We start from the raw sequence: 17,853 nt of genomic DNA, 5'->3' as shown, positions 1-17,853 counted from the left end.
TGGGCTTGGGGGCCGGGCCTGTGGTCAGGCTGGTCTTCCCCTTCGCCGACATCTCAGGGGAAGGGAGAGAGGTGTCAGCATGCCAGGAGGCCCCTTGCCTGCTCGCGCCCTTGCCGCTCAAGCGGACAGTCGCAGCCCGATGTTGCTCCGATCGGGTGGTACAGGCCACTGCCGGCGTCAGGCTCCTCTGGCGATGGACAGATCGGGGCTACGGTCGCCTGCTGACTGCATAAGGCAGAACACGGTGAAGCACTGCGGGGAGACGGCATGAGGTACAGCCCTGGCGTGATGGCCCGCGTGAGCGTGCTTGCGGCGGTCCTCGGGCTCGTCGCAGCGTGCGGTTCGGGAGGAGGGGCAGAAGACACTGAGGAGAGCCCCACTCCTTCGCGGCCAAGCTCCACCCTGACGTCGCCGCCACCCTCGCCGTCACCGACGTCGCCGTCACCCTCGCCTTCGCCTTCCGGTAGTTCTTCCTCCTACAGTGGCGAGTCGATCTCTCCGCCCGACCCCGTGCCGTCGAACACGGGCCCCTCGGATGACGGAGGCGCGGGCATCACTCCGACAGGCACTCCGCCTCCGGCCTGCCCCGGCGGTCCGGCGTGCCCGCCGTCACCGGACGGCACGTGAACGAACCAGGGCCCCGTTCTTCAGCGGGGCTCGAACGCACAGACTCGCCAGCCGGTACGCCCCCGACGGCGCTGATCAACATCGTGGTCGCGCAAGCGTCGTTCATCGCCGCGCTGATGTTCTACGTGGGGGTGATCTACACAGGCGCGTACTACGGCTACTTCCACCTCTCCCCGTTTGCGCTCGGCTTCGGCTTCGGTGAATTCGTTTTGCACAGCCTGCACTTGGTGACGTTTCCGGTTCTTGTGGGCGCCGCCGCGTTGTGCTTGGTCGTGGCGATCGCCGGACATCAGCCGCAACAGGGACTTCACGTCCTGATGCGCAGCGCCGGACGGGGGGCGTCGGCTCTGGCCCGCCACTATCTGATCGTCGTGGCCGCAGGCTTGCTTCTGCTCGTGTTGTGGTGGCAGTGGCAGGTGCTTCTGCCGTACCGCTGGGCGGGACCCCTCCTCGTCGGTTTCGGCCTGGTGCTCGGAGTCGTACGGCAGGCTGGCCTGAGCCGCCCGAGGAGCCCGTGGGAGACGGCTTTGCTGGTTCTGGCCGCCGGACTGTTCCTGCTCTGGGCAGTCACCCTTGTCTCCGGCCAACTCGGCGAACGGAACGCCAGGAACGACGCGCGCAACGTAACTCTGCGCACCGGTCTGGTGGTCCACAGCGCCCAGTCACTCAGCCTCTCGTCGTGGGCGCCCGGCCTGCGCCACCGGGATCTGGGTGCGGGCGTCCACTTTCGCCACCGCTACGAGGGCCTGCGGCTCATTGTGGAGCGCGCCGGGCGTTACTACGCCGTGCCCATCGGCTGGCGGGCGCGGATCGACCACGTCTTCATCCTCAGGGAAGGCGAGGGCGTGCGCATCGAGCTCACGCCCGGTGTGCAGTGAGCGGTGTGCATCGTGAGGGTGCTGGTCACGGGTCTGGCGTGAGTTGTCTTCGGCGTACTCGTGCTGGTCGTGGGCGGCAGTCTGAGGTGTAGATCGTCTGGCAGGTGCGGGTATTTTGCGATTTCTCGCCCGCCGTCTCGGTGCGCTCGTACGCTCCGGCGAATGGTGGACCCCGAGGTGCATGAGCGGATCACCGCGCGCCGCGCGGAACGGGGGGCACCGAAACTGCTGGGCTATTGCGGGAGCAGAAGCTCTTGTTCGGGCCGCTGCGGGAGCAGCGGCCGGCCCGGTTAATCGGTTGCGGGCCTTCGGGATGGAGTGTCTGATCCCGGCTATGACGATTGTGCTGGGTACGCCGACTGTCGACGGGGTACGCGAGGCCATGGCCGCGCTGCGGGAGTGGCAGTACGACGAAGCGCCGATGCAGTTGCATTCCGGGGACATCGGCTGGAACTACCGGTTCGGAACGGCCGAGACGGCCGCGGTGGTCCGGACCTGGAGTCGGGACGGGCGGATTCTCGCGGTCGGGATGCTCGACTCGCCGACGCTGGTGCGGATGACGGTCGCTCCGGACGCTTTCCAGGATGAGGACTTGGCGCGGCGGCTTGTCGAGGACTTCTCGCTGCCTGAGCGCGGCGTGTTGCCGGAAGGAGCGGTGTCCATCGAGGCGCCGCTGGGCCTGGTGCTCCACGACCTGCTGAGCAAGGAGGGCTGGGGCGTCGACGAGCCGTGGACGCCGCTCTTCCGCGACCTCACCGAGCCGGTGGAGGACCCCGGCGTGCGGATCAAGTCGATCGGCCCGGAGCAGGCGCAGGACTTCGCCGACGTCCTGCGGTCGGCGTTCAACACCTCGCGGCCTACGCGCGAGTACTGGCACGCGATGTCGGCGGGACCGTTCTACGCCGACGCCCGCTGCCTCGGCGCCTATGACGACCAGGGCAGCGTGACGGCGGTGGTGACGGTGTGGTCGGCCGGCCCGGGGAAGCCGGGGCTGGTCGAGCCGATGGGCGTCCACGAGGACCACCGTGGTCGCGGCTACGGCCGGGCGATCAACGTGGCCGGGGCGGCCGCGCTGCGGGAGCTGGGCTCGTCGAGCGTACGTGTATGCACGCCGAGTTCCAACGTCGGCGGCGTCGCCACGTACAAGGCGGCCGGGTTCGAGGTGCGGCCGGAGGTGCGGGACCGGATCCGGACGGTCTGACGCCGCAACTGCTCGGTATGGCGAGAGTCTGGGGCGTAGATCGTCTGGCAGGTGCGGGTTTCCGGTTTCTCATCCGCCGTCTCGGGTTGCGCTCGTACGCTCCGGCGAATGGTGGACCCCGAGGTGCATGAGCGGATCACCGCGCGCCGCGCGGAGCTGGATGAACTCGAAGAGCAGCTGGTCAAGCAGCTGTCCGAGGTGCGGGCCGAGCGGGACTAGCTGGCCGTGGCGGTCCGGGTGTGGCAGCGGATGAGCGAGCAGCTCGCTGACGAGCGGGCAACGGCCGGGTCGCCGGTGGTGCAGGTGGCGGGTCGGGCGGTGCGGCTGGTCCCGGACCGGGCGTCAGGGGTGGCCGAGTCCGCGCTGCCGGCGGACTACCAGCGCATCCTGGCCGCCGTGCGGCAGGCCGGTGGGCCGGTCGCCACCCGGGCCGTCGGTGAGGCGTTGGGTCTGGACACCGGGGTGCGGGGCAAGCTGGAGCCACTGCGCGGGAAGTTGACGAAGCTGGCCGATCGCGGCTGGCTGCACAAGCGGGGTGACGGCAAGTTCACCGTGCGCCCGTAGTCACCGGACTCGAAGAGCGGGTAGGCGTAACCGGCGGGCCCCCGGCGGCAGTTGAGTTTGGTGTGAAGAAAAACAACGAAACCGTCGAGGGCCCTGACGGCCTTGTCTGCACCGCCCGCCTGTCGCTGTCGAGCGCCACCTTGAACTATCTCGCCGATCTGATCCGCGGCCACCGCAAGAAGATCCGCTCGCCGTGGCGGGCGCTGCCCGCCGGGAAGATCGCCGGGATCGTGCTGGCGGTGCTGCGCTGAGACCAGCGGCCCGGCGACCTGGCCGGCGGCAACGGCATCCACCGCACCACCATGAGCCGGTGGGTGCGCGAGGTCGGCGGCCTTCGACCACATGACGACACGTCAGCTGAGTATGCTCAGAGAACAGCCTCTGACCAGCGGCGACAGCGAAGTTCAACTGGAGTACTAAGACGACCGATACGCACTTCAAAGAGGACTTCTTCCTGCGGGTGCAGGCTGTCAGCGGAGCCCTTGTTGCCGGCTTCACCATTGAGATCGACGGCGAATGTGTCGCATCGTCGGCGTGCGAGCAGGGCCTCGGACCGTGGACGGGCCCGGCTCCAGTGACGCCGCTCTCCATAAAGGAGGGGACCTGGCAGCGTTCATGGAAGAAGACAACCGGTAACGACACACTGATGCTGGGGTACAAGCTCACCACCAAGTACGGCGCTTCGAAGGCCGACGTCGAGTGGGGAGCGAACGAGAGCCGCGCATGGGAAGTCCGGTGTGACAACCGGGTGGACAAGTTGGCCGGATGCGTCGTCCCGATGTACACCCCACCTTCGTGGTCGAGTCGAAGTACAACGAGGCCCGGCAGTTCATCGGCATGGTGCAGGCGAGCATGTCGAGCCATCCCGGCTGGGAGGGCAAGGGTCAGCCGCTGACTCGAGAGGCGGATGACAAGGTGGCCAAGAAGAACCAGGACATCATCTGCGACAGCACCTTCAAGCCTCACCCGTCGACTCCGAAGCCGACCCAGTGTGACGAGTTCCCCTTCGCCAAGTCCAAGCAGAGCGGCGCCCAGCAGGGGGTCACATCGGGCAAGGTCTGCCAGCAGTACAACGTCGTGGCCCAGACCCTCGAAGGCAAGGAATACCTCTCGCTCACCTGGCCCGGCCTGAACCAGGGCAAGATGCCTCCCGCGAACGCCAAGTGCGCCCGTGCCAGCATGCCCAAGAACCAGAACGAAGGCGTCGGTGGCGACCTGGGCCGGTTCACCAAGGCACAGCGCCTCCTTGGTGGCGACGGATACTGGGTGGACGCAGGAAACAAGCCGTAGCTGCCTGTATCCACGTCGCTGGCCGGCCGACGCCGACAATGCAGGCCGGCCAGCGACGGCTCAAGCCGCATCAATAAATCCGCCGGGGTAGCAAGTGACCAGTGACATCTTTCCGAATCGTCAGCTCTACCAGTTCGGCTACTGCGCCATTTTCGCGAGAGGCATCGCCCCCGCTGAACTTCTCGCACGGACAGGAGGCGAAGACCTCCACCCCGTTGGCCTGACCCGCACAGAGGCAGCGCGCATCGAGGCCCTCGGCGAGGACATCGACGAGGACGACGTGCCTGAGGTGGACTTCGAGCTGCTGCGAGACAGCGGCGTACTCGGCAGTGACGGCCCCGTTCTTAGGGCCGGCGAACACGGCGATTGGTTATTCGTGATCGAGCCCGAGGGCTCATACCTGGCGGCGGACGACATCGTGAAGTCAGTGTCCCGGGAGACGGTGGCTCTCTCGCTGCGTGACAGCGAGTCAGGCTCGTGCTGGATCTCCTATGCCGAGGACGGCGAGATCGTCTCGTCATTCGATCCGCTCTTCCCGGACAGCGACTACGGCACGCGACCTGAAGTGCTCGATCGGCTCACCAGTCATGTGGCGGCCATCAACACCGGTGATCGCGCCGATGCCTACGCGAACGCTGTGCGAGCGATCCAGCAGCAGATGCAGTGCACGGTCCCCCCGGAAGCTGATGAGCGCCGCCTCCTCACGATCAAAATCGCTGACGGGTACTGAGTCGGGGCCATGCGGCCTCCTCACCGCGGCCGACCGTCCGTCCGTCTGGGACGGCCACCTCAGCCGTGCCGCCGACAGCCCGTACACCTCCCCGGACCCAAGGTCGCTCGACCGTGAGCACCGGCAGACGATCCCCGAGCAGATGGGCACTGCGAAACGCTGACACACGGCTGTGGCGCCATGAAAGCTGACTGCGAGCAGGGAAGCGGCCGACCCCACCGTGGGGGTCGGCCCGTTCTCTCCTGCCGCGGAGCCACGGGTTAGTGAGGATCGAGTGCGTACCGACTCGGCGCCGAATGAAACGTGATGAGCAGTGCTGTGACATGGCGCTTCAGCTCGGGCCAGGCCTCTCGTCGATAAGCCTCGCCCGGGCGGGAACGAGGCTGAAGGTCTGACCGGTCTCGGAAGCCGCTCGTGTGCGGCATCCCGCCCATACGCTCACGCCGCGGCCCGCGCCGCCGACGCCCGGCCAAGCTCCATGCCGACAAGGGCTACGACTACGACTACCTGCGCCGGGGCCTGCGTCAACGCCGCATCCGCCACCGCATCGCCCGCAAGGGTATGGAGTCCTCACAGCGCCTGGGCCGTCATCGCTGGGTGGTCGAGAGGACAGCGTCCTGGCTCGCTGGATGCCGGCGCCTGCACCGCCGCTACGAACGCAAGGCCGAGCACTGCCTCGCCTTCGTCGGCATAGCCGCAGCCCTCATCGGCTACCGCCGACTCACCAACTGAAACGACGTCTAAGAGTCCGCGCAGATAGGCGGGGTGGGGTACCCAGGCAGCGAGGCGGGCACAGGTCTCCGTGATCATGAAGTTGCGACGCTCTGTGATCACTAGGGGAACCGTGCCCGTGCTGCCATCATGGCTGACCGGCCCGCTCTGGGACCAATTCGCTGCCTTGCTACCCGAGCGCCCGACGGTCGATCCGTCCCACCCGCTGGGGTGCCACCGGCCCCGCATCAGCGACCGGATCGTGTTCGACAAGCTGCTGCAGCTCCTACGGTTCGGCTGCTCGTATCAGGCGATCTCCGACACGACCTGCTCGGTGACCACCATCCGCAACCGCCGTGACGAGTGGATCCGGCTCGGCGTCTTCACCCGGCTCAAGCAGATCGCGCTGGAGTCCTACGACCGGATCGTCGGGCTCGTGCTCGACCAGATCGCCGTTGACGGCTTCATCACCAAGGCCCCCGGCGGCGGCGAGGTCGCCGGGCGCTCACCGGTCGACCGCGGCAAACAGGGCCTGAAACGCTCAGGCATGACGGATGGATACGGGATCCCGCTCGGCCGGGGCCAACCGCCACGACTCGCCGCTGCTCGCGCCGACGCTGGACCTCCTGGACGACCTCGGACCTCTGCCCGACGACATCACGGTGCACCTGGACGCCGGCTACGACTCGGACAGGACCCGCACCGAGCTCACCGCCCGCAACCTGCACGGCCGCATCGCGGACAAGGGCGAGAGGCGCCGATCCAGGCCGGTCAGCGGTGGCATGTCGAGCGCACCCACGCCTGGCAGAACGCCTTCCACCGCCTTGGCCGCTGCTACGAGCGCCGCTCGACCGTCGTCAACGCCTTCTTTGACCTCGCGGACACGATCATCGCCGTCCGCAGTCTCATCCGCCGAGCCGGGACCACCCACCGCTGGGACACCCACCCCCGGCGCTGCCCGTGACTGATCACCAATTCACCAGGGCACGGGCGTTCCGTCCCAGGAGAAGAAGCCACCGGTGGGGCCGTCGTCCGGCAGCAGGGCCAGGCGGAGGGCACCGTGGGCGGCCTCGGCCGGGTCGTCGCCGGCAGCGGCGGCCCCGGGGGTGAGATCGGTGGCCCTCAGACCGGGGGCGAGCGAGTTGACCTTGAAGCCGTCCTCGGCCAGCGTCTGGGCGTAGAAGACGGTAAGGGCGTTGAGGGCGGCCTTGGACGACCGGTAGGCGGCGGCGCCACCGCTTCCCGGCGTGAACTGGGGATTGGGGTTCGTACTCCAGGTCAGCGACGCGGTGCCACTGGAGATGTTGACGATGCGCGGGTGCGGGGACCGGCGCAGGGCCGGCAGGAAGGCATTGGTCACCGCCGCCACCCCGAACACGTTGGTCTCGTATGCGCGCCGGAACTCCTCGACGCCGGTGTCAGCCGGCGAGGCCAACGATGGTGCGATGCCGGCGTTGTTGACCAGCACGTCCAGGCGGTCCACCTGAGCCGCGGCCTGTGCGATGCCGTCGGGATCCGTCACGTCGAGGACCAGCAGCCGGGCGCCGGGACCGATCTCCTCGACGGCCCGCTGTCCGCGCCCCGGGTCGCGGGCGCCCACGTACACGGTGAGGCCCTCGGCCGCGAGCAGACGGGCGATGTGCTTGCCGATGCCCTTGTTGGCGCCGGTGACCAGAGCTGTGCGATCGTTCATGGCAACTACGGTCCTCTGGCGGTGGGCGCCCTGCCAGGGACAACCTGTACCAGGCAAGCGGCAGGAGGTGGCATGGCGCGGCAGGAGCTGGCCCGCTTCCTGCGGGACCGCCGGGCGGGCCTGCGCCCGCACGAGATCGGGCTGACGACGACGGGCACCGCCCGCCGCACGCCGGGCCTGCGCCGCGAAGAGGTGGCGGAGCTCGCCCACATGTCGGTCGACTACTACACGCGGCTGGAGCAGGCCCGCGGATCGCGGCCGTCGGCCCGGATCCTGGACGCGCTGGCTCAGGCGCTGATGCTCACACCGGCCGAGCGCAACCACCTGTTCCGCCTGGCGGGATCGAGCGCGCCGCCCGGCAGCAATGTCGTGCGGCGGGTACGCCCGCACGTGGCCCGGATGCTGGAGCGACTGCCGCAGACCGCTGCCATCGTCACCGACGCGGCCTACGGCGTCGTCGCCTGGAACCCCCTGGCCCAAGCCCTGCTCGGCGGCGACCTCGCACGCGGGACGACAAACCTGGCCCGGCGCCGCTTCCTGGGCCAGGGACGGATGTACGAGGGCGCCAGCACCGAGGAGCTCGGGCACATCGTGGTGGCGCGGCTGCGCCGGGCCGCCGACCGCTACCCGCACGACCCGCAGCTGACCGCCCTGCTGGCCGAACTGCACGCCAGCAGCGAGGAGTTCCGGCAGATCTGGCAGACACGTCCGGTCCACGCTCCCGGGCACCGCACCAAGACCATCGACCACCCGGAAGCCGGCACGCTGCGGCTGAACTGTGACGTCCTGCTCGTACCCGAGGAAGACCAGGAAGTCGTCCTGATCACGGCCGACCCCGGATCACCCGCCTCGCGGGCCCTGCACAGGCTGGCCAGGCAGACGACCTGAAACGGAAGACGCGCACAGGTTTGCCCAGCAGTCGCAGAGCGTCGCAACTACATGTTCACTCGGGCCTATGCCCACCTTGCTACTGAGGCTCTCCACGCCGCCTATCTGCACGGGCTTTAAGTGCTCAGCACCGCAGGCCGATGACGGCCCAGTTGCGGCGGGCGGCCTGGCTGACGACGTCACCCCATTCGGTGACGAGCCGGGAGAATGACGGGAAGTCCTTGATCCAGCCGATGGGTTCGGTGAGGTGGCGGTCGAAGGGCTCGCGCAGTGAGCCGAGGTGCGGCTCGGCCTGCCCCCAGAAGTGATGCAGCGCCGCTACCTCCTCCGGCAACAGCCAGAGCATGACGTCGAGCCGAGAGGTCCAGTCACAGGCGCCCGGCCCCACACCCGGAGAGAAGCCTGACGTCTCGGAGGCGTAGGTGGAGCCGTCCCAGAACAGCGGGGCACTGAACTGGTCGAGAGCGTCCCGCAGCGGCGCCTCGACGAAGGCGCGCAGTTCGTCCCAGCGTTCGCCAGCCCAGAAATGCGCTTGTTGGCTGGTGTGATCACGGCGTCGGAGCCGTCCTGGATAGCCCCGTTCACCGGGCTGAGTCCGCGTCAGTTCAGCAAGCTGATCACCGCGTTGCGGCGTGAAGGCGCGGACCCGGTCCGCAAGGGACGGCCCTGGAGCCTGCCGTTGGAGGACCGCGTCCTGCTGGTCGCCGCGTACTGGCGCACCAACCTCACCCTGCGCCAACTCGCCCCGCTGTTCGGGGTGTCGAAGTCGGCCGCCGACCGCATCATCGACCACCTCGGGCCGTCTCTCGCGCTCCAGCAGCGCAAGCGGTTCGGCAAGGGCACCGTGCTGATCGTGGACGGAACCCTGGTGCCCACCCGCGACCACACCATCGCCGAGCAGTCGAAAGCGTGGGAGCTGTCCGGCGCGAAAGGCGCCGTCGGCAGGACGATCGTGATCGCGGACGGCGGCTCCCGGGGAACCGGTCTGGTCATTCCGCACCGCCGCGAACGCGGCCAGGCCGAACTGCCAGCCTGGAAGGAGGAACACAACGCCTCGCACCGCAAGGTCCGCGCCCGCGTCGAGCACGCCTTCGCCCGCATGAAGACCTGGAAGATCCTGCGCGACTGCCGCCTCAAGGGCGACGGCGTCCACCACGCCATGCTCGGCATCGCCCGCCTGCACAACCTCGCCCTCGTCGGATGACGGGAGCGGGCAGGTCATCGAGCACGCCAAAGATCTTTTACGGGACAGCCTTCAGGTACCTGTTGCCGGTTGCGCCGCCCCGTTTCGTCGCAGAGGTCCAGCTGGCGAGGAGGGCGAGGGCTTCGACGGAGGGGGAGGCGGGTTCGGGGGTGTAGATGGTGAGGGTCTGTTCGGGGTCGCCTTCGACGGCCAGGACCAGGTAGTCGAGGGTGAGGTCGCCGACGAGCGGGTGGTGGAGGCGTTTGGTGCCGCTGGTGTGGGCGAGGACGTCGTGGTCGGCCCACATGCGGCGGAAGGTGTCGCTGTGCAGGGACAGCTCCCCGATCAGCTCGGTGAGCTGCGGATCGTCGGGTGGCGTCCGGCGTCAGGCGCAGGGCGGCCAGGCAGTCGCCGGCGACCCGCTCCCAGTCGGTGTACAGGGTACGGGCGGCTTGGTCGAGGAAGTCGAAGCGGGGGCACGGGGCTGCTGCTGGATACCAGCGTGACCTTCGGCGGGGTGGCGGCCGTGTTCAAGGCGGCCTCCGACATCAAGATCCAGGCCATCACACCGGCCGGCCCGCCCGGAAACGCGGTCGTCGTCGTGCGCACGGCCGACGGCAGGACGGCCACGTCTCCCATGACGTACACGTACACGTGACCTTCCGCGCGATCCGTCTGTCGTTGTTCTGTGCGACGGGCGGTTTCGTTTCCGGTCAGGTGTTCGTCTGGGTTCACTCGGGTGGTGGGCTTGAGTGGAAGGGGTGACTGGTCCGGCGGGGTGATTGCATCTGGCGGACCCGGAAGGCCTCGCGGGGCTCATTCGTGCACGTCGGGAGCCCTTCTTGCCCATTGCATATGCCGAAGGTATGGAGATGGAGCCACGATTAGAATCGCCTCTTTTGGTGTGAATGACGGGGTATGGCAATCGACCTGAAGCAGACGGCCATCGATCCCGATGTCGAGATCCCGCCGACCCGCAACACGACGGCCGCGTTGAAGGTAGCCCTGGGCGACCTTCAGGGCAACATCCTCAAGAGCCATGGGCGCGACCACAGCCGCCACCTGTTCATCACCTTCCCGAGCCAGACAGCCGAGCAGCGGACGAGGGCCCGGCAGTGGCTGGCCGGGATGGTTGCCGACGACCGGGTCACCTCGGCCCTGCGGCAGTGGGAGGAGGCGAAGTCGTACCGGGCCGTGCGGGAGACGATCCGGGGCAACGGCGCGATGTCGGGGAGCGACGTCGGTGCGCTGATCGAGTCCGCCAGCAAGACCTTCGTCGGCGTGCTGCTGTCGGCCGACGGCTATCGCGCCCTCAAGCTGGACACGCGGTTCATGCCCGACGACCCGTGCTTCCGCGCCGGCGCCAAGGCGCGCGTGGACGTCCTCGACGACCCGCCGGTGACGCAGTGGGAGCCGAAGTTCCAGGGCGAGCTGCACGCCCTCGTCATCGTCGCCGACGACGCCACGGACCGTCTGGACACGGTCGTGCAGACGCTGAAGGGCGAGCTCGCGAAGCTCGGCGTCACGCCCGGGGAGGAGACCGGCACCGCCATGCGGCTGGACGGGCAGGGGCAGGAGAACCCGGCCGCGCCCGTCCGGGAGCACTTCGGGTTCGTCGACGGGATCAGCCAGCCCCTGTTCTACGCCCGCGACATCGAGCAGGCCCGCGTCCGCCAGGGCGGCATCGACCAGTACGACCCGAGCGCTCCGCTCGACCAGGTGCTGGTGAGCGATCCGGGGGGCACGGGCGACAGCTACGGCTCGTACTTCGTGTACCGCAAGCTGGAGCAGGACGTGCAGGGCTTCCGTGAGGACGAGAAGCGCCTCGCCAAGCAGATCGCCCACTACGCCCATCCGAAGAGCGAGGAGCCGACGCCCGAGGACATCGCGCTGGCCGGCGCGTACATGGTCGGCCGGTTCCAGGACGGCACACCGGTGGTGGACCGGGAGGTCGCGGGTCTGGGTCCGCTGCCGAACAACTTCAGCTACGACGCCGATCCGGACGGCGTCCGCTGTCCCTTCCAGGCGCACGTCCGCAAGTCCAACCCGCGGGGCGACAAGCAGCGCCAGTTCGGGCAGCCCCTCACCCAGGAGCGGACCGTGCGGATCGTCCGACGGGGCATCAGCTACGGCAAGGTGACCCTGCAGCCGGGCAAGGACGACAAGGTGGGCCTGTTGTTCCTGTGTGCGCAGAGCAGCATCGCCGACCAGTTCGAGTTCATCCAGAACCAGTGGGCGAACAACAAGGTCTTCCTGCGCGCGGGCAGCGGCATCGACCCCGTGATCGGCCAGCGGAAGCCCGGAACGAAGCCTGACGAGACGGACAAGGCCGAGTGGCCCAAGCTCTACGGCTCCCGCAATGAGCTGGACTTCTCTACCAGTCCGCCGACGATGGTGGGCCACACCTTCAAGGAGCGGGTCGGCGAGTGGGTGACCATGCGGGGCGGCGAGTACTTCTTCGTCCCGAGCCTCACCGCCCTCAAGGCGTTCGGCGCGGTCAAGGAGGGCTGAGACATGACCGACTTCCGTTCCGCGGTGAACGCTCTCGCCCGCCGTCTCAGCGGCCACGTCTGCGAGCCGGGCAGCGCCGAGTACGCCGAGGTCGTCGCGATCGACAACGGCCGTACCCGCACGCCCCCGGCGCTGGTCATCCGCGCGAACGCGGTGGCCGACGTCCGCCAGGCCATCCTGTTCGCCCGGGAAACCAAGCTGCCGATGACGGTGCGCGGTGGCGGGCACAGCGCCGCCGGGTACTGCCTCAACCGGGGCGGGATCGTCCTGGACCTCGGCCTGATGAAGGGCATGCGGCTCGACCGGGACAAGAAGCAGCTCACCGTCCAGATGGGCGCCACCTGGAAGGATGTCTACGGCTACGTGGCCAGTGACGCCGCCGGGCTGATCCCGGTCGGCGGTGGCTGTCTCACCGTGGGGCTGCCCGGGTTCCTCCAGGGCGGCGGCTACAGCTTCGTCTCCCGTTCCTACGGGCTCGGCTCCGACAACGTCACGCGGATCGAGCTCGTCGACGCGTCCGGCACCCTGCGCACCCTGACCGCGGATGCCGCCGACCCGCTCGACAAGGACCTGTTCTGGGCCTGCCGGGGCGGAGGCGGCGGCAACTTCGGGGTCGCCGTCGAGATGACCCTGCAACTGCACAAGCCGGCGGCGACAACCGTCCTCGGCGGCCAGCTCTCCTTCCCGCTGAAGAGGGCCGAGGAAGTGATCCCGGCCTACGACAAGTGGGCGGCGGCGCTCCCCGACCCGATGGCCGCCTACGGGTACGTCGGCAACGACCCCGACCCGGCCGAGCCCACCCGGAAGATCCCCACCTTCAGGATCACGCCGGTCTACAACGGGAACTACGCCGACGGCGTCGAGCTCCTCCGGCCGATGCTGAAGCTCGGTCCCTTCGGCGTGCAGCTGCACTCGGTGACCCTGCCGGCGCTGGAGATGGCCATCGGCCGGTCCACCCTGATCCGCGACCGGCAGGCCTACATCCGCTCGGGCATGATCGGCGAAACGGGCTGGACGACAGAGATGATCAAGGCCGTACAGGAGCGGATGGACTGCGCTCCCTCGCCCGACAGCTTCGTCGTGTGGACGCACGGCCGCGGCAAGGTCCTGAACCCGGACTGCACCGACCTCGGCCCCTACCCGCACCGCGACAAGCAGTACGTGTTCGAGCTCAAGGCGATCTGGAACGACGCGGCCGACACCCGGCGCAACGTCGAATGGGCCTACGACTACGGCGAGGCGCTGAGTTCCCAGTTCCACGGCGCCTACGTCAACTACATCGATCCTCTCCAGAGGGACTGGGCCAAGGCCTACTACGGGGACAGCCTGGAGCCCCTCAGGCGGATCAAGAAGGCCGTCGACCCCGACCGCTTCTTCCGCTTCCAGCAGTCCGTCGACTCCGACTTCGAGCCGGACGTCGCCCACCGCCCGCTGGACCTCAGCCCCCTCAACCGCACCTTCGTCTGACACCCCCGCCACGCACACATCCGTACGGGAGTACGCGTATGCCCAACGACGCCCCACCACGTCCGGCACCCAAAGACATCTTCACCGACATGTCAGTCGTCCTCACCGGCTTCGACCGGGCGGAACTGGCCGGCACCGGCCTGATCGACACGTACTACGACACCCTGCTGCGGATCATCGGCGAGCGGGAGGCAGGACAGCTGTTCCGGGTCGCCGAGGAGGCCCTCGCCCAGGACCGGACGACCAAGGGCCACTCGGCCTTCGAGCAGGCGGTCGTCCACGCCCCGCGCTTCGCCCCGGTCGTCGTCAGCCTCATCAAGCTCTGGTACCTCGGCAGCTGGTACCCGCTCCCCGGCAGCTACCGCGACGTCAACGGCTCGACGGCGGACGACGTCGAGCACGTCGTCTCCGACCAGAGCTACCGCGAGGGCCTGGTCTGGTCCGCCGCCGGCGCCCACCCGATGGGCGCCAAACCGCCCGGCTTCGGCTCGTGGGCCGAACCCCCCTACCTGCCCCCGATCTCTTGAGCCGGAGGACGCCGTGACCAACCCCGTACCCGAGCACTTCGACATCGTCCTCGTCGGCGGCGGCATCGCCGCGGCCACGGTCGCCAAGACGGTCATCGACAAGGCAGCCGAGAACGAGCAGTACCCCCGCATCCTGATCCTGGAGGCCGGCCGGGCCACGGCCATGAGCGCCGACAAGTACGACACCTACGTGGAGGCCTACCACAAGGCGCTTGCCAAGGTCCCCAACTCCCCCTATCCGGCGACCAGTTCGGCACCGCAGCCGGATGTGCTGGACATCACGCGCCTCACGGACGACCACGGTCACCCGGTGATCAGCACCCAGGGGTACTTCGTCCAGAAGGGCCCGATGCCCTTCGCCAGCGACTACGCCCGCTCGCTCGGCGGCACCACCCTGCACTGGCTGGGCACCACCCTGCGGATGCTCCCGCACGACTTCGAGATGCACACGAAGTACAAGCGGGGCGTCGACTGGCCGAAGAAACTCAGGTACGAGGACCTGAAGCCGTACTACGAGCGCGCCGAGTGGGACATCATCGGCGTCGCGGGGAACGTGGACCACCAGTATTACCCGGGTATTGAGGACAACGACCCGAGGAAGTACTTCAAGAGCAAGAACACGGAAGCGTTCCCGGGCGGGGTCTACAACTTCCCCATGCAGGAGATCCCCTCCAGCTATCTCGACCAGTACATGGCCAAGATGGCCGACGAGATGGAGATCAAGCTGCCCGACGCGAGGAGACCCACCCACAAGTTCAGGATCAGGTTCAGCAACACGCCGGTGGCCCGCAACTCCACCCCCACCACGCCGGACTACGAGCCCGTCGGCGCCGTCGGGAACGCCGACCGGGGGACCCGCTGCGAGGGCAACTCCAGCTGCATCCCCATCTGTCCGGCCCAGGCCAAGTACAACGCGCTCAAGACGCTGTACGAGCTGATCGTGGAGTACCCCGACCGGCCCCCGGCGGACGACGATGTGCCCAAGGCGAGGGTCGCCGTCCGCAGCCAGTCCGTCGTCATGCGTGTGAACCACACCCAGAAGAAGGGCCACAAGGGCAAGGTCACCGGCCTCACGTACAAGACGTACCACGCCGACGGCGGCTCGGAACCGGAGAAGGAGGTCACCGCCGACGTCTACGTCCTGGCCGCCAACGCCATCGAGAACGCCACCCTGCTGCTCGCCTCCGACGGCGCCGCCAACAACAGCGGGCAGGTCGGCAAGAACCTGATGGACCACCCGCTGCTGCTCACCTGGGGCCTGCTCCCGGACAGCGCCGGCGCCTTCCGGGGCCCCGGCTCCACGTCCGGCATCCCCACCTTCCGGGACGGCGACTTCCGCAAGGACCGCACGGCCTTCCGCGTCGAGATCGGCAACTGGGGCTGGAACTTCCCGGAGAACGCCCCGTACGACACCGTCCACGACCTGGTCGGCGGCGGCGACGACGGCCACGCACGGCTCTACGGCAAGGACCTGCGCAGGAGACTCGGGGAGATCCTGCCCCGCCAGTTCCGGATCGCCTGGGAACTGGAGCAGGACCCCGAGGAGCGCAACTGCGTGACGATCGACCCCGCGTACGTGGACCACCTGGGCAAGCCCCGCCCGGTCATCCAGTACGACCTCTCGGACTACGTGAAGGCGTCGCTGCCCTGGGCGAGGGAGGCGAGCCGGCAGCTGTTCGCGCGGCTCGGCATGACGGTGAGCCGCACCCGCCCCACGTACGAAACCGGCGACTACACCGACTACAAGGCGGGCGACGCGTCGGAGGTGCGGTACAAGAACGAGATCTACTGGGTCCGCGGCGCCGGGCACGTCGTGGGAACCCACCGGATGGGCGACGACGCCGGCAGCTCAGTCGTCGACAGCTATCAGAAGAGCCACGACCTGGAGAACCTCTACATCGTCGGCTGCGGCAGCATGCCCACGCTCGGCACCTCCAACCCGACGCTCACCATGACCGCCCTGGCCATCCGCACCGGCGACCAGATCGCCGAGAACCTGAAACCGCAGAAGGGGGGCAGCAAGTGAGCGACAAGACCCCGCCTCCGCTCGCCAGTCTCCAGGAGCTCAAGACCGCTCTTCAGCTCGCCGTCGGCCTGGAGCTCAGCACCATCCCGGTGTATCTGACCGCGCTCTACTCCATCAAGGACGGCCACAACACCGAGGCGACGCAGACCATTCGCGGCGTGGTCATGGAGGAGATGCTCCACATGACGCTCGCGGCCAACGTCCTCAACGCACTGGGGGAGACGCCGAGCGTCGAGCCGGTCGTGTTCCGGGGCAAGCACCTCCAGCCGATCCCCTCCTACCCGATGACCAGCCCTCTGGTCTCCGGCATCGGGGAGCTGAAGCTGCGCCCGCTCTGCCCGGAGGCCGTGAACGGCTTCGTCGCCATCGAGCACCCGCTTCACGGACACGCGAGGATGGCGGACATCCCCCTCGGCACATGCCTCTACCAGACCATCGGCCAGTTCTACGAGGCGATCCGCACCGCGCTGAAGGACACCGGTATCTGCAAGGACGCGGACTTCAAGCACAGCAACCAGGTGCCGGACACGCAGTACTACGGGGGCGCCGGCCATGTGATCGAGGTGAAGGACCGCGCGAGTGCGGTGAAGGCGATCGAGACGATCATCGAAGAGGGTGAGGGCCTGCCCGAGGTAAAGCTCCACGACAAGGCCAAGACGGTCACGGACGACGACAGGCTCCGCAACGGCTGGCAGATGTACTCCCACTACGCCCGCTTCCGCGAGCTCCAGACCGGTCGCCGCTTCCGCAGCACCCAGACGGCCGCCGAGGAACCGACGGGCGCCATGGTGCTGGTCGACTACTCCGCCGTCCATCCGGCGCTGCACGTCCCGCGCAACGGCGACACCGAGGGCGGCGCCGAGAGCGCGGCGCTGATCGAGTTCGACCTGGCGTACACGCAGCTCGTCGACGACCTCTACCGTGTTTTCTCGGGCGGGGCGAAGGACGTCCGGTACACGCTCCCCACCGGGGACGGCGCGGTGGCGAAGCCCGCCCTCCCACGCGCCGTCCACCGCATGTACGCGCTGAAGTACATGGCCGTAGCCCTGATGCGGATGCCGAATCCGGCGAGCCCGGGCCACACCCTCTGCCCCAGGTTCTCCTATGTGGAGACGGGTGACCGGGAGAAGCTGCGCACCATCGCCGACGAGCAGAGGGAGGTGAACCGGTGATCTCCATCGTCACGAAGTGGTGGCATGCCGAGGGCATGCGGGAAAAGGCCGTCGCGGCGCTGAAGGACCTGGTGGCGCAGGTGGAGGCGGGTGAGCCCGACACCTACATGTACTGCCTGCACACGGCCGTCGTGGAGGGCTCCCTGCCCCCGCCGGCCGGAAACGAGGTGATCTTCCTCGGCGCCTGGAAGGACCGCAAGGCGTTCGAGGCCCATCGCGACGGCAGGATCTTCCAGGACTGGCTGGCGAACAACCTCCATCTCTTCGTGCAGAACAGCGGCAAGCTCTACGTCAGCGCGGAGTTCGCCGACCGGTTCACGGGCTTCGTCCGTAAGGAGGCGGTCGCCACGAAGTGAGAGCCGATCACCCCCGGCCGAATACTTGC

The 17,853-nt window shown here is 68.3% G+C and carries 17 protein-coding genes and 3 pseudogenes; 17 read left to right on the top strand and 3 right to left on the bottom strand.

What is annotated here, in order from left to right; translation table 11 throughout:
- Window positions 1-710: 710 nt before the first annotated feature.
- From ABZ192_RS29225 to ABZ192_RS29190, 8 genes and pseudogenes are all read left to right on the top strand, one after another.
- Window positions 711-1,505: a hypothetical protein gene (locus ABZ192_RS29225; RefSeq protein WP_356927466.1), complete on the top strand. Its 795-nt coding sequence runs from the start codon at window positions 711-713 to the stop codon at window positions 1,503-1,505.
- A gap of 334 nt (window positions 1,506-1,839) precedes the next feature.
- Window positions 1,840-2,706, top strand: a complete 867-nt coding sequence (locus ABZ192_RS29220; RefSeq protein ID WP_356927465.1) for a GNAT family N-acetyltransferase — start codon at window positions 1,840-1,842, stop codon at window positions 2,704-2,706.
- Between the two features lie 249 nt (window positions 2,707-2,955).
- Entirely contained in the window at window positions 2,956-3,270 is a 315-nt protein-coding gene (locus tag ABZ192_RS29215; protein ID WP_356927464.1) for a hypothetical protein, read from the top strand.
- A gap of 62 nt (window positions 3,271-3,332) precedes the next feature.
- Window positions 3,333-3,605: pseudogene (locus ABZ192_RS29210) on the top strand (IS5/IS1182 family transposase); the annotation flags it as partial.
- A gap of 430 nt (window positions 3,606-4,035) precedes the next feature.
- Complete coding sequence (locus ABZ192_RS29205) at window positions 4,036-4,560, top strand: hypothetical protein (RefSeq protein ID WP_356927463.1); 525 nt, start codon at window positions 4,036-4,038, stop codon at window positions 4,558-4,560.
- Between the two features lie 94 nt (window positions 4,561-4,654).
- A complete protein-coding gene (locus ABZ192_RS29200; RefSeq protein WP_356927462.1) occupies window positions 4,655-5,290 on the top strand; it encodes a DUF6461 domain-containing protein in 636 nt (211 codons plus the stop codon).
- 426 nt (window positions 5,291-5,716) lie between these two features.
- Window positions 5,717-6,022: pseudogene (locus ABZ192_RS29195) on the top strand (transposase); the annotation flags it as partial.
- 112 nt (window positions 6,023-6,134) lie between these two features.
- Window positions 6,135-6,965, top strand: a pseudogene (locus ABZ192_RS29190) (IS5 family transposase).
- Between the two features lie 12 nt (window positions 6,966-6,977).
- On the opposite strand, the gene ABZ192_RS29185 reads toward ABZ192_RS29190, so the two are convergent.
- Window positions 6,978-7,694: an SDR family oxidoreductase gene (locus ABZ192_RS29185; protein WP_356927461.1), complete on the bottom strand. Its 717-nt coding sequence runs from the start codon at window positions 7,692-7,694 to the stop codon at window positions 6,978-6,980.
- Window positions 7,695-7,766: 72 nt separating this feature from the next.
- Between ABZ192_RS29185 and ABZ192_RS29180 the strand changes: the two genes are divergently transcribed.
- Complete coding sequence (locus tag ABZ192_RS29180) at window positions 7,767-8,582, top strand: helix-turn-helix transcriptional regulator (RefSeq protein WP_356927460.1); 816 nt, start codon at window positions 7,767-7,769, stop codon at window positions 8,580-8,582.
- Window positions 8,583-8,706: 124 nt separating this feature from the next.
- Here the strand turns inward: ABZ192_RS29180 and ABZ192_RS29175 are convergent, their stop codons facing one another.
- On the bottom strand, window positions 8,707-8,928 hold the full coding sequence (locus tag ABZ192_RS29175; RefSeq protein WP_356927458.1) for a hypothetical protein: 222 nt from the start codon (window positions 8,926-8,928) through the stop codon (window positions 8,707-8,709).
- A 189-nt stretch (window positions 8,929-9,117) separates the two neighbouring features.
- Here ABZ192_RS29175 and ABZ192_RS29170 point away from each other — a divergent pair, with 189 nt between their 5' ends.
- A complete protein-coding gene (locus ABZ192_RS29170; RefSeq protein ID WP_356927457.1) occupies window positions 9,118-9,786 on the top strand; it encodes a transposase family protein in 669 nt (222 codons plus the stop codon).
- Between the two features lie 37 nt (window positions 9,787-9,823).
- Here the strand turns inward: ABZ192_RS29170 and ABZ192_RS29165 are convergent, their stop codons facing one another.
- Window positions 9,824-10,096, bottom strand: a complete 273-nt coding sequence (locus ABZ192_RS29165) for a hypothetical protein (protein ID WP_356927484.1) — start codon at window positions 10,094-10,096, stop codon at window positions 9,824-9,826.
- Here ABZ192_RS29165 and ABZ192_RS29160 point away from each other — a divergent pair.
- The 7 genes from ABZ192_RS29160 to ABZ192_RS29130 all read left to right on the top strand — a co-directional run bounded on the left by ABZ192_RS29160 (window position 10,016) and on the right by ABZ192_RS29130 (window position 17,824).
- The gene (locus tag ABZ192_RS29160) at window positions 10,016-10,423 is read left to right on the top strand and encodes an IPT/TIG domain-containing protein (RefSeq protein WP_356927456.1); all 408 of its coding nucleotides are present in this window, start codon (window positions 10,016-10,018) and stop codon (window positions 10,421-10,423) included. The two genes, ABZ192_RS29165 and ABZ192_RS29160, sit on opposite strands and share 81 nt — an antisense overlap.
- Before the next feature lie 260 nt (window positions 10,424-10,683).
- Complete coding sequence (locus tag ABZ192_RS29155) at window positions 10,684-12,276, top strand: Dyp-type peroxidase (RefSeq protein ID WP_356927455.1); 1,593 nt, start codon at window positions 10,684-10,686, stop codon at window positions 12,274-12,276.
- A gap of 3 nt (window positions 12,277-12,279) precedes the next feature.
- Window positions 12,280-13,743 carry an FAD-binding oxidoreductase gene (locus tag ABZ192_RS29150; protein WP_356927454.1) on the top strand — a complete coding sequence of 488 codons (1,464 nt, stop codon included), beginning with the start codon at window positions 12,280-12,282 and terminating at the stop codon, window positions 13,741-13,743.
- 89 nt (window positions 13,744-13,832) lie between these two features.
- Window positions 13,833-14,270: a hypothetical protein gene (locus tag ABZ192_RS29145; RefSeq protein WP_356927453.1), complete on the top strand. Its 438-nt coding sequence runs from the start codon at window positions 13,833-13,835 to the stop codon at window positions 14,268-14,270.
- 13 nt (window positions 14,271-14,283) lie between these two features.
- Complete coding sequence (locus ABZ192_RS29140) at window positions 14,284-16,296, top strand: GMC family oxidoreductase (protein WP_356927452.1); 2,013 nt, start codon at window positions 14,284-14,286, stop codon at window positions 16,294-16,296.
- On the top strand, window positions 16,293-17,468 hold the full coding sequence (locus ABZ192_RS29135; RefSeq protein ID WP_356927451.1) for a ferritin-like protein: 1,176 nt from the start codon (window positions 16,293-16,295) through the stop codon (window positions 17,466-17,468). The genes ABZ192_RS29140 and ABZ192_RS29135 overlap by 4 nt, the downstream gene beginning before the upstream one ends.
- A complete protein-coding gene (locus ABZ192_RS29130; protein WP_356927449.1) occupies window positions 17,465-17,824 on the top strand; it encodes an antibiotic biosynthesis monooxygenase in 360 nt (119 codons plus the stop codon). The genes ABZ192_RS29135 and ABZ192_RS29130 overlap by 4 nt, the downstream gene beginning before the upstream one ends.
- Window positions 17,825-17,853 lie beyond the last annotated feature (29 nt).

This window comes from Streptomyces sp. NPDC006235 (genome assembly GCF_040613735.1).
Taxonomy (GTDB): Bacteria; Actinomycetota; Actinomycetes; order Streptomycetales; family Streptomycetaceae; genus Streptomyces.
This window is presented reverse-complemented; position numbering and strand designations above follow the sequence as displayed.

What these genes read in the sequence shown, in the direction of transcription:
- ABZ192_RS29145 (WP_356927453.1), top strand. Translation starts at nt 13,833, where the DNA reads ATGTCAGTCGTCCTCACCGGCTTCGACCGGGCGGAACTGGCCGGCACC.
- ABZ192_RS29215 (WP_356927464.1), top strand. Translation starts at nt 2,956, where the DNA reads ATGAGCGAGCAGCTCGCTGACGAGCGGGCAACGGCCGGGTCGCCGGTG.
- ABZ192_RS29205 (WP_356927463.1), top strand. Translation starts at nt 4,036, where the DNA reads ATGCGTCGTCCCGATGTACACCCCACCTTCGTGGTCGAGTCGAAGTAC.
- ABZ192_RS29180 (WP_356927460.1), top strand. Translation starts at nt 7,767, where the DNA reads ATGGCGCGGCAGGAGCTGGCCCGCTTCCTGCGGGACCGCCGGGCGGGC.
- ABZ192_RS29185 (WP_356927461.1), bottom strand. Translation starts at nt 7,694, where the DNA reads ATGAACGATCGCACAGCTCTGGTCACCGGCGCCAACAAGGGCATCGGC.
- ABZ192_RS29175 (WP_356927458.1), bottom strand. Translation starts at nt 8,928, where the DNA reads ATGCTCTGGCTGTTGCCGGAGGAGGTAGCGGCGCTGCATCACTTCTGG.
- ABZ192_RS29155 (WP_356927455.1), top strand. Translation starts at nt 10,684, where the DNA reads ATGGCAATCGACCTGAAGCAGACGGCCATCGATCCCGATGTCGAGATC.
- ABZ192_RS29150 (WP_356927454.1), top strand. Translation starts at nt 12,280, where the DNA reads ATGACCGACTTCCGTTCCGCGGTGAACGCTCTCGCCCGCCGTCTCAGC.
- ABZ192_RS29220 (WP_356927465.1), top strand. Translation starts at nt 1,840, where the DNA reads ATGACGATTGTGCTGGGTACGCCGACTGTCGACGGGGTACGCGAGGCC.